Here is a 15823-nt window from a genome sequence, read left to right as displayed (position 1 = left end):
TCGCTGCGCTCCGAGGCTCGTCCTTCCTAGACTTCAAGGGTTTTCAATCACGCTGAAAAAACGACAAAACCCTAAAACGAAAACCGTTTTAGGGTTTTGTCAACAATCTGAAGCCAGAGCATTTGTATGCTCTGGCTTATTTCTTTCTTCTCGTCTGATAAAGTCTGTCAACTTCAGCGACAAAACCGCCGTCAATCAGCTCACCCACTTTTTCAGCCAGCTCCTTTGTGTGCTTTGGGCTGGCTCCGTTTGTAGAAACAGATACCGTAACATGCCCTCTTTTTACGATTTTCGGTATGTACACATTGCCAAGCTCAGCATCACTGACACAATTGACAAGCTGAAATGGCGAAGCGGTTTGAGCAATCTCTTTGTTGACTGCCGCATTATCCGTTGCGGCAATAATCAAAAACGCATCGAGATAATCTTCTTTTTCAATCGTACGGCTGACCCAGCTGATGCGGCGATTGTCTGCCATCTGCTTGATTTCCGGTTCAACATCCGGACTGACAAGCGTAATATCAGCTCCCTCTGAGAGCACCGTTTTCAGTCTTCTGAGAGCGATGCCGCCGCCTCCTGCAATGACAACCTTTTTCTTCTCCAGGCTAATGTGCAGCGGGAGCATATGAACCTCCGTCAAAATCAAATTGTCCTTTAGGGTTTGCAGCGGTTTCGCTCACACGATTCAAAAATGCGTTTTTCACGTGAGGGTGGAAACCGATATAGGAGGAGAGATAAACATTCGGATTAACAGCCTTTAATTCCTGAAACTCTCGTTCGATTTCATTCATCAGCATGCCCGTAAAAAGCAAATAGGGAACGATAAAGGTTGTTATGCCGTCATCTTCTTTAAGTTTCGAAAAAATCTCTTTGTAATTCGGGCCGCATGCTGTCAAAAAGCACGGGATGACCTCCTTGACCGGAATCATATTTTGGAGAAGGTTGGCAATACCGGTTACATCTCTTTTGACTTCGGGATCTGAACTTCCCCTTCCGATGAGCACGACTCTGGCATTTTCATACGGAACACCTATGTCTTTCATTCGGTGGTATACGGCTTTGACTACTTCTTCGTCAATTCCGATCGGCCTTCCATATGAAACGCGGACCGAAGGAAACCGAGATGCGGCACGCGCAATTTCTTCCGGAATATCATGTTTTGCATGCGCAGCTGTTAAAAGAAGCAGAGGCACCACTGCGATATGAGTGGCGCCTTGTTTCACACATGCTTCAAACCCTGTCTCAATTGTCGGCTCCTGAAGCTCTAAAAAGCTGATTTCCTGTACAGGCGCAGAGACGTGCGCCTTGCATCCTTCCAAAAAGGCCGCGGCTTCTTGCTGCGCCTTTTTCACCCGGCTGCCGTGGCCGACATATAAAATTGCTTGTTTCATTTTTACAACGCCTCGCTTAAATCTTGTTTTTTCAGTTCAGACTCAAACCATTCCAGCTTATAGTGATAATTTACAACATTTCCAACGACAATTAAACTCGGATTTTTAATGTCCTCTTTTATCACCGTTTCTGAAAGGGTATCAACTGTACAAAAAACAGTTTTTTGCTTGTCCGTTGTTCCCCAGTGAATAAAGGCTGCCGGCGTAGATCCGTCCCGGCCGTTTTCAAGGAGCTTTCTTTCAATCTGCTGTATGTTTTTGATACCCATATAGATAACAAGTGTATCAATTCCTGTAGCCAGCGCTTTCCACTTTTCCTCAAAATCCTCTTCTTTTTTATAATGACCCGTTACAAAAGCGACGTTAGAGCCCGCATCACGATGAGTAACAGGAATCCCGGCATAGGCAGCTGCCGCAATTCCTGACGTAATGCCGGGGATGATTTCAAACGGAATTCCGTTTTCTGAGAGGCATTCCGCTTCTTCTCCCCCTCTGCCGAACACAAAAGGGTCTCCGCCTTTCAGTCTGACAACGGTTTTTCCTTTTTGCGCATACTTCACAAGAAATCGATTGATGGTTTCTTGCTTCATCGTATGAAAATCTGGAAGCTTCCCGCAGTAGATCAGGTCTGCTTGCTCTTTGGCATATTGTAAAATCTCTTTATTTACTAATCTGTCATATAAGATGACATCAGCTTTTTCAATGGCTTTCAGCGCTTTAATTGTCAGCAGATCAGGGTCTCCGGGACCCGCTCCTACAATATATACTTTCCCCATCGTATTTCCCCCGATCTATTCGAGTTCTTCCAGAACATTCGCTGTAATGTTGTTCTCGCTTGCATTCCGGCACCTGAGAAGAACACAGCAGATCATACTAGCTCAATTTTTTTTGACAAACTCGATCAGCTGGTTTTTACACGCTTCACGGTCATGCTGTCCTGAATCAAGAACAAGCTCCGGTGCTTCCGGCTCTTCATAAGGAGAATCAATTCCTGTGAAGAAGGGAATTTCCCCGTTTCTTGCTTTTTTGTAGAGCCCTTTCGGATCTCTTTGTTCACAAATATCGAGGTCGCATTTAATGTATACCTCATTGAATTCGCCTGCTTCTACAAGCTGGCGAACCTGTTCTCTGTCCTCGCGGAAAGGAGAGATAAAAGCAGTGATCACAATGGTGCCCTGCTGAACAAACAACTTTGCCACCTCTCCGATTCGGCGGATGTTTTCTTTACGGTCTTCATCTGAAAAACCAAGATCCTTATTTAAGCCGTGACGGATATTATCCCCGTCCAGCACAATGACTTGGTAGCCCAGCTCAAACAATTCTCTCGCAGCGGCATTGGCAATGGTTGATTTGCCTGAACCGCTTAACCCTGTCAGCCAGAGAATAGAGCTTTTATGCTTGTTTTTTTGCTGGTACTCCTCTTTTGTAATAGAGGCTTCATGCCATACGATATCGCGATTTGTCACTGCCAGTCCTCCTTAAAATACGCCTGCTTCTTCTTTTTTCTTCATCCCTTTGATTAACACTTCTACGACTTCTGCGCGGCTGAATTCAGCAGGCGGCAGCACACCGTCTCTCAGCATGCCTCTTACCTTAGTGCCTGATAAAATCACGTGATGCTCTCTGCCGTGAGGGCAAGTTTTCGCGGTTCCCATATTCCCGCATTTTTCACAGAAGAAGCTGTGCTCGAATTTCAGCGGTGTAATCCCGAGCTCTTCAGGTTTAAATGTGTCAAACAGCTCCTGTGCTTCGTATGTTCCGTAATAGTCACCTACACCCGCGTGATCGCGGCCGACGATGAAATGCGTGCAGCCGTAGTTCTTTCTGACAAGCGCGTGGAAAATCGCTTCTCTCGGTCCTGCATAACGCATCGCCGCTAAGAAGACGCCGAGGAACACGCGGTCTTTCGGATAATAATTGTCAAGAAGCACTTGGTAGCTTTCCATCCGCACATCAGCTGGGATGTCATCAGATTTTGTTTCACCTACCAGCGGGTTTAAGAACAAACCGTCTACTGTTTCAAGAGCCGTTTTTTGAATGTATTCATGTGCTCTGTGAACAGGATTTCTTGTTTGGAAACCGACAATCGTTTCCCAGCCATTTTCCGCAAACTGGCGTCTTGTTTCTGCCGGTTCAAACGTAAATTCAGGGAACTGTTTTGAAGCTTTTTTAATCAATGTGATCGGTCCGCCGACATATGTATCGCCGCGGCTGAACAGCTTTTTAACACCCGGGTGTTCCTGATCATCGGTTTTGTACACATTGACCGCTTCTTTTTGTTTGTCTGGCACGTACAGGTCTTCAATTTGGATAACGCCGTATGTGTCTCCTTCATACGTTAACTTTACCGTTTCACCGACTGACAGTTCAGCTGCTTTTTGCGCGCCTACCGGGAGCGTGATCGGCAGAGACCAGACAACACCGGAAGAAAGACGCATGTTTTCCACAACAGATACGTAATCCTTTTCATTAAAGAAGCCTTCGATCGGGCTGTAGCCGCCGATTCCAATCAACTCTAAATCGGCAAAAGAAATTAAATCAAGTTCAATTTCTTTTTGAATGCTGCTTACATCAAATGATTCATCTACTCTGTTTACTAATGTTCCTCCGTGAGGTGCTAAACTCATAATATCTATTTCCTCCTAGTTAACATATAAAAAAACTCAGATTAATGATCAGATTCCCCCGCCTTGTTCGTGGACAGAGCGTCTCTCTTTACGTATGGCCTTCATCAGGCTGACGGCACCGACCGTCGCTAAGAGCACGCTTACCATAATAAAGATTGAATAATAATCCGCTTTTAAAAACAAGGATACAAGCATATAAGAAATCGATAAAGATAAAAACGGCGATACAATCCATACCTTCAGCATCGTTTGAACAACTTGTTTATGGAACACATTCGGACCGTTTTTTGCCATGCCTATTCCGATAATAGACGATGAAGTGACTTGCGCCAAAGGCACCGGCATCCCAAATACCGAACTGATGATCACCAGTCCCGCTCCCGTACCGGATAAGAGAATGCCTTCTCCTTTTGAGAATCTCGTAATTTTCTTCCCGTTTGTTTCTAACACACGCCGGCCTAATAACAGCGCGCCAAGAGCAACAAACGCTCCTCCGTACAAAGTTCCTTTCGCGACATCCAGCACACCGGCCGCCACTAACGGGCCAACGGCATTCGCCACGTTGTTCATGCCGGCAGAGAACGCTTCGAAAAATCCGGCACCTAACAATGCAATGCCAAGGAATTTTTGCTTTTTAGAAGATTTAATTTCAATCTTAAAATAACGAAACAGCTTAAATACGAAATATGTGAAGCCGAAAGCGAACAGCGGGACAAAAACCCAAAACGACACAATGACCAGAAGGCTGTTCACAAACAATACTTTGTAAGCGACTCCCACGCCGACAACAGCACCGACTGTTACTTCACTTGTCGACAAAGGAATGCCGAGCAGATTAGCCGTAAAGAGCGACAGCGCAGCGGCTCCAATAATAATGCAAACAATCGTCAGTGTAATCGTCTGCTCGGGGATAATTCCGGAACTGATGGTTTTTACAACCTCCCCCCCGCCAATGACCGCCCCAGCTAGCACACCGACTGCGCATAGGATCAAAGCGTAGGTTTTCTTTCTGATGGCTCCAGAGCCGTAAGCAACTCCCATCGAAGCTGCAGCGCCGCTTGCACCAATATTCATCGCGAAAAACAAGCTAAATAAAATAGCGGCTAGTTCCATTTTGCAGCTCCTTATTCATGCAGTCCGCATTCTGTTTTCGCCATGCCATTCCATCTGCCTGAGCGTAAATCTTCTGCGGTAAAAGCAGGAGCCGTACAAGGCGCGCAGCCAATACTTGGATAACCTTGGTCATGAAGCGGATTGTAGTCCAGCTCATTCCGGGATGTGTATCTCCAAATGTCTTTCCAAGTCCAATGGATAAGCGGGCATACTTTTACTGATTTGAATTTTTCATCTTTGTTTAAGAAATTCGTATTGGCACGGCTTGGCCCTTGATCGCGGCGCAGACCGGAAAGCCAGGCCGGATGTCCCGAAAGCGCCTCTCTTAAAGGAACGATCTTTCTGAGATAGCAGCATTGATTCGGTTCTCTTTCCCACAGTTTGCCACCATATTCACCGGCTTGCTGTTCAAGGGTAAGGTCTGGTTTTTTCAGGATGATATGAAGACCAGGATAACGCTCTTTCACTCGTTCAATCGTTTCATATGTTTCTTTAAAATGAAGCCCTGTATCAAGAAACACAATCTCTGCGTCTTTTTTCACTTTATAAATTAAGTCAATCAGAACGATTCCTTCAATTCCGAAACTGCATGCATAAACAAGCTGATTGCCGTAATGGCCGTATGCCCACTTTAAAACTGACAGCGCTCCTTTATAAGGATCGTCTTCCGGAAACGTAATCGTTGGTTCTTCCCAATTATCGTACGTTAACATTTCTTCTTTCCTCCTTTCGGAGACAACAGTAGCTTTCTGCTGGTTGTCTTTTACCAATTGTAATGCGCGGCTGCGGTTATTGCAGTCAGCCTTTTTTCCTCTTAAAATAAAAAACTTTCAATCCGGCGGAAAGAAAGACAGGAACAGCATGTAGCCCTTATCTTTCAAAATGGAATTCATTTTGCTGGAAGTAGCACCTTACAAACTGTGCAGGTTGCCGGGCTTCATAGGTCCAGTCCCTCAGCCGCTCTTGATAAGTTTTTAGATTTGTAGTAAATTTTAGCACAATTCTAACATAAGTCAACCCGACTTTTTTTATAGGATTAATAAAAAAACAGGCTGCAAGGCCTGTTTTCAAGTACAGAAAGGCTTTGGAGCCCTTGTACATCACCAAAATTTATTTGTTATTTTTTAAACCAATCTTTTGACTCGGGATTTTGTTTCCACGTTTTCAGCTTTTCTAAATCGTCTGAATGAATATTGCCGTTTTCAAGCGCGACCTGTGTGAGCGTATCATAATCAGTTAAAGAGTAGTATGGCAGTTCTGCCTTCGCAAACGCTTCCTGCGCTTTAGGCAGTCCGTACGTAAAGATTGAGACGACACCAAGCACTTCACAGCCAGCCGCTTGTAAAGCCGCCGCAGCTTCAAGCACACTGCCTCCTGTGGAAATTAAGTCTTCGATCAAGACCGTTTTTTGGCCTTTTTGAACAGTTCCCTCAATCTGATTGCCTTTTCCGTGCGCTTTCGGCTTGCTTCTCACATAACACATCGGAAGATTCAAACGGTCAGCCGCCAGAGCAGCATGAGGAATACCGGCTGTTGCTGTTCCCGCAATCATTTCAGCTTCAGGAAAATGCTCTTCGACAAGCTTGCTGATGCCTGAAGCGACATCATTTCTGACCTCCGGGAATGATAGCGTGAGACGATTGTCACAGTAGATGGGCGATAAAATGCCGCTTGCCCATGTAAATGGCTCGTTCGGGCGTAAAAATACAGCTTGGATGTTTAATAGATGTTTTGCGATGACTTGTTTCATGATTTGATCCCCTCCCATTCGAGTCTGACAGCTTCATAGGCTTTTACCGGGTCTTTCGCTTTTGTAATCGAGCGTCCCACCACAATCGCTGATGAACCTTTCTCTCTTGCAATTGCAGGTGTCGCTACACGGATTTGGTCATTCGCAGCGTCCTCTGACAGCCTGATCCCCGGAGTAACAGTCAAAAATGTAGGCGATACCGCTTCGTAAATGGCTTTTGCTTCATGAACAGAGCAGACCACTCCATCCAGCCCGCTTTCTTCCGCCAGTTTGCTGTAGTGGACGACCGTGTCGATCAGAGGCTTTTCGATCAGCAGTTCATCTTTCATCATTTGTTCAGATGTGCTTGTCAGCTGGGTTACCGCGATAAGGGACGGGCGTTTTTGTCCGGCCGGCGTCCCTTCTTCTAAGCCTTCCAGAGCTGCCTGCATCATTTTTTTGCCCCCGGCCGCATGAACATTGACGAGGTCTACTCCGAGACCGGCAAGGCGCTTCATCGCTTTGTTTACAGTGGTCGGGATGTCATGAAGCTTTAAATCTAAAAACAGCTCGCAATTTCTTTCTTTTAGTTGTTTGACGATAGATGGCCCTTCTTGATAAAAAAGCTCCATCCCAACTTTTACAAATAACGGTCCTTGCTGAAAAGGCGCTAAGAATGCAAGTGTTTCTTCAGCTGTTGCAAAATCAAGCGCGATGATGGGCAGGTTGTTTTTCATGGTTCCAGCTCCTTCCGATGCATTCTTCAATTGATTGATAGCCGTATTGGCGCAAAACAGCTGGGAGCTGGTCTATAATATCTGGGCATGCAAAAGGATTTACAAAGTTTGCTGTACCGACAGCGACCGCGCTTGCTCCCGCAAGAAGAAATTCCAGTGCATCTTCGGCCGTCTGCACGCCTCCCATTCCGATAATCGGGATGTTGACCGCCTGGCTGACTTCATACACCATGCGAATAGCAACCGGCTTCACAGCAGGACCAGAAAGCCCCCCTGTTTTATTCGCTAATATCGGCTTTCCTGATTTTAAATCGAGTCTCATCCCGATTAATGTGTTGATCATCGTAAGACCGTCCGCTCCCGCCTCCTCGATCGCTGATGCAATTTCTGTGATATTTGCCACGTTCGGGGAAAGCTTCACATAAACGGGTACATCTGAAACCTCTTTAACCGCTTTCGTCAAATCAGCAGCCATTTTAGGGTTCGTCCCAAAAGCGATTCCGCCTGTTTTCACATTCGGGCAGGAAATGTTCAATTCAAGTGCATGAACGTTGGGCGCTTTACTGATATGCGCTGCGACTTCTACATAATCCTCGATCTGAGAACCTGCGACATTGGCAATGATCGGTGTTGCAAACTGCTCAAGCCACGGCAGCTCATTTTGCAAGACGCTTTCCAGCCCCGGGTTTTGCAGACCGATCGCATTGAGCATTCCAGCGCCAGTCTCAGCTACTCTAGGCGTCGGGTTCCCGAAGCGAGGCTCCTTCGTCGTAGCTTTGATCATGATGGCTCCGAGACAAGATAAATCATAAAAACGCGCAAACTCTTTTCCAAAACCGAAGCAGCCTGATGCAGGAATGATCGGATTTTTCAAATCTAGTCCAGGCAATTTCACCTCTAGCATTACAGCGCCACCTCCTGAGCTTTAAATACAGGCCCGTCGAGACATACTTTTACGTAGGATGTCTCACTTTCGTTTGTATGGCACACACACGCGAAGCATGCGCCGATTCCGCAGCCCATTCGTTCCTCCATCGACAGGTAAACTTCTTTATGGGCATATTCCTGTTTTAACGCCTTCAGCATTGGTGTCGGCCCGCAGCTGAGAAGAATGTCAAACTCTAGGTTTTTCTGTTTTATCACATCTGTGACAAATCCGGTTTCCCCATAGCTTCCGTCGGCTGTTGCCACATACGTGTCTCCGTACTGCCGGCACGCTTCTTCGTAAAAAACATCCTTTGCCGATTGGAATCCTAAAACGTGTATGACCTTAACCCCTTTTTCGTTCAAGCGTTTCGACAGCTCTTGAAGAGGGGGCACACCAACACCGCCTCCCACCAGCAAAGCCGTCTTTCCGGGTTTGACTTCATTGACAGGAAAGCCATTTCCCAAAGGCCCGAGGACATCCACAAGCTCTCCCTGCTGCTTTAGCGACAAGAGTCTTGTTCCTTCCCCATCTACTCGATAAATGATGGTGACTTCATTTTTTTCAAAGTTGACGTCTGCGATGCTGATTGGCCTCCTCAATAGAGGCGTAACCGCTTCGCTCACTTTAAGATGAAGGAACTGTCCCGGGGTTGTAAACCCTTGGACAAGCTCCCCTTTCAAAACCATTTGATACACCCGGTCTGCAATTTGCTGGTTAGAACATACTGTCAAATACGCTTTTTTCATATAGTGATTGCCGCCTCCTGATTTGTGTTGACTGCCGGCATTTGATCAGCACGGAATGTCATGCTTTCCAGCACTCGCAATATCGCTTCTGCCGTATCTAAAGATGTTAAGCAGGCAACACCGTTTTCTACTGATTCACGTCTGATTCTAAATCCGTCTCTTGCTGGCTGCTTTCCTTTTGTCAGCGTATTGATGACAAACTGCGCTTCTCCGTTTCTGATCACGTCAAGCAAGTTCGGGCCGTCCTGGCCGATTTTCCCGACCACCTTCGCAGGAATTGAAGCTTCTTTCAGGTAACCCGCCGTTCCTTCCGTCGCTAAAATGTTGTAGCCGATCGCATGGAACCGCTTAGCGATGGCAAGCCCTTCTTCTTTGTCCTTATCAGCCACTGTTAAAAGCACGGAACCGTAGTTAGGGATTTGAATGCCTGAAGCGATCAAGGCTTTATAGAGCGCCTTTTCAAGGGTTGAATCTTTCCCCATGACCTCACCTGTTGATTTCATTTCAGGCCCTAACGTAATGTCCACTCTTCTCAACTTAGCGAAGGAGAAGACCGGCGCTTTTACAAATACACCCTGCTGTTCAGGCTGAAGGCCCTCTGTATAGCCAAACGCTTCCAGCTTTTGCCCGAGAATGACTTTTGTGGCTAGGTTCGCCATTGGGATACCCGTAATTTTGCTTAAGAACGGTACGGTTCTGCTTGATCTCGGATTCACTTCGAGCACGTACACTTCGCCTTGTGACAGTACGAATTGAATGTTGAGCAAACCGACAATGTTCAGCCCTTTGGCTAATGCGATCGTATATTGTTCAATTTTTTTCTTAATGTCTTCTGTGAGTGACTGAGGCGGATAAACAGCGATTGAGTCTCCGGAGTGAACGCCCGCCCGTTCAATGTGCTCCATAATCCCCGGGATTACAACTGTTTCACCGTCAGATACTGCATCCACTTCAATTTCTTTCCCTGTTAAATATCTGTCAATTAATACTGGGTGCTGCGGATTGATTTTGACTGCGTTTTTCATGTAATGAAGCAGTTCTTCCTCATGATACACAATCTCCATCGCCCGGCCGCCAAGAACATAGGACGGGCGCACCAGTACCGGATAGCCGATATCACTCGCGATGCTTACCGCCTGATCTACTGATGTCGCTGTTTTGCCAAGCGGCTGCGGAACACCAAGTGCTCCAAGCGCTTGTTCAAATTTATCCCGGTCTTCCGCACGGTCTAAATCCTCTAATGAAGTCCCAAGGATTTTAACTCCTCGTGCAGAAAGCTCATCAGCAAGGTTAATGGCAGTTTGTCCTCCAAACTGTACGACAACGCCCATTGGCTGTTCGAGGTCAATGATGTGCATCACATCTTCAATCGTAAGCGGTTCAAAGTACAGCTTGTCTGAGATACTGAAATCTGTTGAAACGGTTTCCGGATTGTTATTGACAATAATGGCTTCATAGCCTGCCTGTTTAATCGCCCACACAGAGTGAACAGTTGCGTAGTCGAACTCAACACCCTGACCGATTCGAATCGGACCGGAACCAAGCACGATCACACTTTTCTTATCCGTAACGACTGACTCATTTTCTTCTTCATATGTGCTGTAGAAGTATGGCGTTTCCGATTCAAACTCCGCCGCGCACGTATCTACCATTTTGAATACGGGCGCAATTGCCGCTTGTTTTCTCAAGCTGTAAAGCTCCGATTCTTTCATTTTCCACTCACGGCTGATGTACTTATCAGAGAATCCGAGTTCTTTCGCCCGTCTCAGCACATCCGTATCGCCCACATTTGCCTTCAGTTCTTTTTCAAACTGTACGATTCCCAAAAGCTTATGCAAGAAGAAGACATCGATAGCGGAAAAGTCATGGAGGGCTTCTACCGTGTAGCCTCTTCTGTACGCTTCAGCTAAGTAGAATAAACGTTCATCACCGGCCTTTTTAATTCGCTTTTCAAGAAGCTCATCTGAAATGTCGGCAGCGTCTTTCAATTCCAAGTGATACACATCCGCTTCCAGTGAACGCACAGCTTTCAGCAATGACTCTTCAAGCGTGCGGCCGATCGCCATGACCTCTCCTGTCGCTTTCATTTGCGTGCCGAGCTTTCTGTTTGCTGATTCAAACTTATCAAACGGCCAGCGCGGAATTTTGGATACGACATAGTCAAGAGCCGGTTCAAATGCTGCATATGTTTTTCCTGTCACTGGGTTCATCATTTCATCTAATGAAAGGCCGACTGCAATTTTAGCAGCGAGCTTTGCAATCGGATATCCTGTCGCTTTTGACGCAAGGGCAGATGAACGGCTGACACGCGGGTTTACTTCAATAATGTAGTATTGGAAGCTGTCTGGATCTAAAGCGAGCTGGACGTTACATCCGCCTTCAATTCCAAGCGCGCGGATCAGTTTTAACGATACATTCCGCAAGAGCTGATATTCGCGGTCGCTGAGCGTTTGGCTCGGCGCTACTACAATGCTGTCTCCAGTGTGGATTCCGACTGGATCAATGTTCTCCATGTTACAAACAACGATGGCGTGATCCCGGCTGTCTCTCATGACTTCATACTCGATTTCTTTATAACCGGCGATGCTTTTTTCAAGCAGACACTGGTGAACCGGACTTAATTTTAAGCCGTTCTCAACAATTTCTTTCAGCTCGGTTTCATTCGAGCAGATGCCTCCGCCTGTTCCGCCTAATGTATATGCCGGGCGGACAATGACAGGGAATCCAATTTGGCTGACGAAGGTTTCTGCTTCTTCTAAGGAGTGGATGATCTCACTTTCAGGCACCGGTTCATTCAGTTCGTTCATTAATGTTCTGAACAAGTCGCGATCTTCAGCCTGCTGAATCGCAGACAGCTTCGTGCCAAGCACTTCGACGCCGCACTCTTCCAGCACGCCTCTTTCAGAAAGCTCAACCGCAAGATTCAAACCGGTTTGGCCTCCAAGAGTAGGAAGAATGGCATCCGGGCGCTCTTTTCTGATGATTCGAGTCAGGAATTCAGGAGTGAGCGGTTCGATGTAAACCCGGTCAGCCATTTCAGTATCTGTCATGATTGTGGCGGGGTTTGAGTTGACAAGAATGACTTCATAGCCTTCTTCTTTCAAAGCAAGGCAGGCTTGCGTTCCCGCATAATCAAATTCTGCTGCTTGGCCGATGATGATCGGTCCAGACCCGATTACTAAAATTTTGTTAATGTCTACGCGTTTTGGCATACCGCTTCCCCTTCTTTCTCTGTTGTGTCGATCATTTCGATGAATCTGTCAAATAGATGGTTGGCATCCTCAGGACCAGGTGAAGCTTCGGGATGATATTGAACCGTAAATGCCGGCTGTGTTTTATGCTTCAGCCCTTCAATCGTATCGTCGTTAATTGCGATATGTGTCACTTCAAGTTCCGTTTCGCTGATGGATGACACTGTATAGCCATGGTTTTGAGATGTTAAGGCGACTTTTCCGGTTGCCAGCTCTTTTACCGGGTGGTTTGAACCCCTGTGGCCGAATTTCATTTTTTCAGTATTCGCTCCGCACGCCAGCGCGAATAATTGGTGGCCGAGACATATTCCGAATAATGGCACTTTACCAAGAATACCTTTGATCATCTCAATCGCTTCAGGCACATCTTTCGGATCTCCAGGTCCGTTAGAAAGCATGATGCCGTCCGGTTTCAGCTGAAGCACTTCTTCCGCTGTAATGTTGTAAGGCACAACGATGACGTCACATTTCCGTTTGTTCAGCTCTCTTAGAATCCCGTGCTTCATGCCGAAGTCAACCAAGACGATGCGTTTGCCTCTTCCCGGGCTCGGATATGCTGTTTTGGCTGATACTTGAGATACTTGATTTCTCGGCAGTTCAGTTTCATCAAGCCTTTTCAGCACTGCTTCGATATCTTCATCAGGTGAAGCGAATGTTCCTTTTAGCGCGCCTGCCGTGCGGATCATTCTTGTTAGCTTTCTTGTATCAATTCCCTGCAGTCCGGGAATGTTTTTCATTTTTAAATATTCGTCTAAGGTGTATGCTGAACGCCAGTTGGAAGGCAATTCACATAATTCTTTGACGATCAGCCCTTTTACAAAAGGGGTAATGGATTCAAAATCATCACGGTTAATGCCGTAATTTCCGATAAGCGGATACGTTAATGTTACGATCTGCCCGCAGTAAGAAGGATCAGATAAAATTTCCTGATAGCCTGTCATCCCAGTGTTAAAAACGACTTCTCCCATGCTGTTTTCTAAGCTTCCGAAGGCTTTTCCCTCGAATACCGCTCCGTTTTCCAGTACTAATCGTCTCTTCATTTGACAAGTCTCCCTTCTTCATAAGCAAGCTTCCCCGCCGCAATTGTAGCGACCGGCCAGCCGATGCAGCTGATGCCGTTGAATGGTGTATTTTTTCCTTTTGACAAAAATGTCTCTTTCTCTATCACTGCTTCTTTTTCCAAATCAATTAACGTAATATCAGCAACTTGCCCCGTTTGTAATGTTCCATATGGGAGACCGAACGCTTCGCATGGTTTAATTGTCATATAGTCAATCAGCTGTTTCAGCGACCAGCTGCCATTTTTGACAAAGTGTGTGTATAGAAGCGGGAACGCTGTTTCTAAGCCGACAATTCCGAATGGCGCAAGCTTCATTTCTGTATTTTTCTCTTCTTCTGTATGCGGCGCATGGTCTGTTGCGATAAAATCAATCGTTCCGTCTAAAAGACCTTCGATTAAAGCAGCTCTGTCTTCTGCGCTGCGAAGCGGAGGATTCATTTTATAATTTGTGTCCAGCCCCGGAATGTCCTCATCACAAAGCAGCAAATGGTGTGGTGACACTTCTGCCGTCACTCTGATTCCTGCTTTTTTCGCATCACGTACGACCCTGACAGACTCTTTTGTGCTGATATGGCATACATGGTAATGGCAGCCTGCCGCCTCAGCCAGCAATACATCGCGGGCAATATGAACCGATTCACACACAGAAGGAATGCCGTTGAGCCCGTTTGCTTTTGAGAATGTCCCCTCATGCACACTTCCTCCGTAAATTAAGGAGTTGTCTTCACAATGTGCAACAATCGCTTTGTCAATTGCGGCTGCCCGCTTCATCGCTTCATACATCATTCCTGCTGTCTGTATACCGACGCCGTCATCTGTAAAAGCAAATGCTCCGGCTTCTTTTAAAGCTTCAAAGTTTGTCATCTCATCACCGATTTGTCTGATCGTAATGGACGCATATGGAAGAACTCTGACGCATGAGGTTTCTTTAATTCTGTTTTGCACCCATTCCATCTGCTCCTTCGTATCAGGAACCGGCCGCGTATTCGGCATTGTTGCCACTGTTGTATAACCGCCGCGCGCCGCTGCTTTTGCTCCGGTTTCAATGGTTTCTTTCTTCTCACCGCCTGGCTCTCTGAAGTGTACGTGGAGATCAACAAACCCAGGTGAAACGAGCAATCCTTTTGCATCAATTACCGTTTCTTTATCCGCTGCATCAAGCTTTCCGATTTCGGTGATGGTTTCTCCTGTCACTCGAATATCCGCTTCTGTTTTTTCACCATTTTCGTTAAGTATCCAGCCGTTTTTAATGAGATATGACATACGCTGCTTCTCCTCTTTTCACATTGGTTTGTAAGGCACGCTGTATCACTGCCATTCTGATAAATACACCATTTTGCATTTGCTTGAATATTCTTGATTTATTACTTTCTACTAAGCTGTCATCAATCTCCACTCCCCTGTTTACCGGAGCGGGATGCATAATGATCGCATGCTGCTTCATACGCTCAGCCCGTTCTATGGTCAAGCCGTATTGGTTTAAATAACCTTTCTGGCTGACAGCGGACTGATGTCTTTCATTTTGAATGCGGAGCAGCATCACAACATCGGAAGACTCAACTGCTTCATCCATTGAAGCAAACGTACCGAATGTGTTTTCTTCATCCTGCCATTCCGAAGGACCGGAAAATAGGACGCGGGCACCCAGTCTTGTCAAAACCTCCGCATTCGATCTTGCCACTCTGCTGTGCTTAATATCGCCGTGAATGGAGACGGTAAGCCCTTTGAACGTATTGAACTCTTCGTAAATCGTCATGACATCAAGCAGTGATTGTGTCGGATGCTGGCCGCATCCGTCACCCGCATTCAGAATCGGGATATTCACCTGGCTGACAAGCTCTTTATAGTACTCATCCTCACTGTGCCTGATGACGCACACGTCTACACCGATTGATTCGAGCGTCCGTATGGTGTCATACAGGGTTTCGCCTTTTTGCACGCTTGTGCTTGTTCCATCAAGATTCAGGACATTCATGCCCAGCTTTTTTTCCGCGACTTCAAAGCTGAACCGCGTCCTCGTGCTCGGTTCAAAAAACAGGTTCGCTGCAAATTTCCCCGCAAGCCCATTGTCTGTGTTTCCGCTTTTGAGGTCGCGTGCTGTTTGAAGCAAATCTTTGATTTCCTCAGTGCTGAGTTCACTCATCGTCGTTAAATGCTTCATGTTTTTTTCCCCTCTCATTTCAACTTTAAGGCTGAAAAAACCCCGGTCTAAGATAGACTCGGGGTAAGGTTAAATAGAGG

At 46.4% G+C, this 15823-nt stretch carries 15 protein-coding genes and 1 riboswitch; all 15 genes read right to left on the bottom strand.

The genetic code is table 11. From position 1 onward, the window contains the following. Positions 1 to 136: 136 nt before the first annotated feature. Positions 137 to 625: a precorrin-2 dehydrogenase gene (sirC, locus tag ABZM97_RS08610; protein WP_087992106.1), complete on the bottom strand. Its 489-nt coding sequence runs from the start codon at positions 623 to 625 to the stop codon at positions 137 to 139. After that, entirely contained in the window at positions 606 to 1391 is a 786-nt protein-coding gene (sirB, locus tag ABZM97_RS08605) for a sirohydrochlorin chelatase (RefSeq protein ID WP_367387388.1), read from the bottom strand. Before sirB ends, sirC begins: the two co-directional genes overlap by 20 nt. A 2-nt stretch (positions 1392 to 1393) precedes the next feature. Then, positions 1394 to 2167: a uroporphyrinogen-III C-methyltransferase gene (gene cobA, locus ABZM97_RS08600; protein WP_087992108.1), complete on the bottom strand. Its 774-nt coding sequence runs from the start codon at positions 2165 to 2167 to the stop codon at positions 1394 to 1396. A gap of 102 nt (positions 2168 to 2269) precedes the next feature. Then, the gene (gene cysC, locus ABZM97_RS08595) at positions 2270 to 2857 is read right to left on the bottom strand and encodes an adenylyl-sulfate kinase (protein ID WP_087992109.1); all 588 of its coding nucleotides are present in this window, start codon (positions 2855 to 2857) and stop codon (positions 2270 to 2272) included. A 12-nt stretch (positions 2858 to 2869) separates the two neighbouring features. Continuing rightward, a complete protein-coding gene (sat, locus tag ABZM97_RS08590) occupies positions 2870 to 4018 on the bottom strand; it encodes a sulfate adenylyltransferase (protein WP_087992110.1) in 1149 nt (382 codons plus the stop codon). A gap of 48 nt (positions 4019 to 4066) precedes the next feature. After that, positions 4067 to 5131: a sulfate permease gene (gene cysP / locus ABZM97_RS08585; RefSeq protein ID WP_087992111.1), complete on the bottom strand. Its 1065-nt coding sequence runs from the start codon at positions 5129 to 5131 to the stop codon at positions 4067 to 4069. An 11-nt stretch (positions 5132 to 5142) separates the two neighbouring features. Further along, positions 5143 to 5844: a phosphoadenylyl-sulfate reductase gene (locus ABZM97_RS08580; protein WP_087992112.1), complete on the bottom strand. Its 702-nt coding sequence runs from the start codon at positions 5842 to 5844 to the stop codon at positions 5143 to 5145. A 154-nt stretch (positions 5845 to 5998) separates the two neighbouring features. Then, positions 5999 to 6104, bottom strand: a riboswitch (SAM riboswitch). Positions 6105 to 6248: 144 nt separating this feature from the next. Then, positions 6249 to 6881: an orotate phosphoribosyltransferase gene (pyrE, locus tag ABZM97_RS08575; protein ID WP_284690394.1), complete on the bottom strand. Its 633-nt coding sequence runs from the start codon at positions 6879 to 6881 to the stop codon at positions 6249 to 6251. Further along, positions 6878 to 7597, bottom strand: coding sequence for an orotidine-5'-phosphate decarboxylase (pyrF, locus tag ABZM97_RS08570; RefSeq protein WP_202327695.1), 720 nt, complete (start codon positions 7595 to 7597; stop codon positions 6878 to 6880). The genes pyrE and pyrF overlap by 4 nt, the downstream gene beginning before the upstream one ends. Then, positions 7566 to 8501, bottom strand: a complete 936-nt coding sequence (locus tag ABZM97_RS08565) for a dihydroorotate dehydrogenase (protein WP_333516236.1) — start codon at positions 8499 to 8501, stop codon at positions 7566 to 7568. The genes pyrF and ABZM97_RS08565 overlap by 32 nt, the downstream gene beginning before the upstream one ends. After that, positions 8501 to 9271, bottom strand: a complete 771-nt coding sequence (pyrK, locus tag ABZM97_RS08560) for a dihydroorotate oxidase B electron transfer subunit (protein ID WP_087992116.1) — start codon at positions 9269 to 9271, stop codon at positions 8501 to 8503. The genes ABZM97_RS08565 and pyrK overlap by 1 nt, the downstream gene beginning before the upstream one ends. Continuing rightward, positions 9268 to 12483 carry a carbamoyl-phosphate synthase (glutamine-hydrolyzing) large subunit gene (gene carB, locus ABZM97_RS08555; RefSeq protein ID WP_253269078.1) on the bottom strand — a complete coding sequence of 1072 codons (3216 nt, stop codon included), beginning with the start codon at positions 12481 to 12483 and terminating at the stop codon, positions 9268 to 9270. Before carB ends, pyrK begins: the two co-directional genes overlap by 4 nt. Then, on the bottom strand, positions 12468 to 13562 hold the full coding sequence (locus ABZM97_RS08550) for a carbamoyl phosphate synthase small subunit (protein ID WP_087992118.1): 1095 nt from the start codon (positions 13560 to 13562) through the stop codon (positions 12468 to 12470). The genes carB and ABZM97_RS08550 overlap by 16 nt, the downstream gene beginning before the upstream one ends. Continuing rightward, positions 13559 to 14845: a dihydroorotase gene (locus ABZM97_RS08545; protein WP_202327697.1), complete on the bottom strand. Its 1287-nt coding sequence runs from the start codon at positions 14843 to 14845 to the stop codon at positions 13559 to 13561. Before ABZM97_RS08545 ends, ABZM97_RS08550 begins: the two co-directional genes overlap by 4 nt. Next, on the bottom strand, positions 14829 to 15743 hold the full coding sequence (locus tag ABZM97_RS08540) for an aspartate carbamoyltransferase catalytic subunit (RefSeq protein ID WP_087992120.1): 915 nt from the start codon (positions 15741 to 15743) through the stop codon (positions 14829 to 14831). The genes ABZM97_RS08545 and ABZM97_RS08540 overlap by 17 nt, the downstream gene beginning before the upstream one ends. Positions 15744 to 15823: the final 80 nt, after the last annotated feature.

The sequence above is a fragment of the Bacillus vallismortis genome (assembly GCF_040784915.1).
Classification (GTDB): Bacteria; Bacillota; Bacilli; order Bacillales; family Bacillaceae; genus Bacillus; species Bacillus subtilis_G.
The sequence above is the reverse complement of the archived record's forward strand: the minus strand, read 5'-3'. Positions and strand labels throughout refer to the sequence as shown.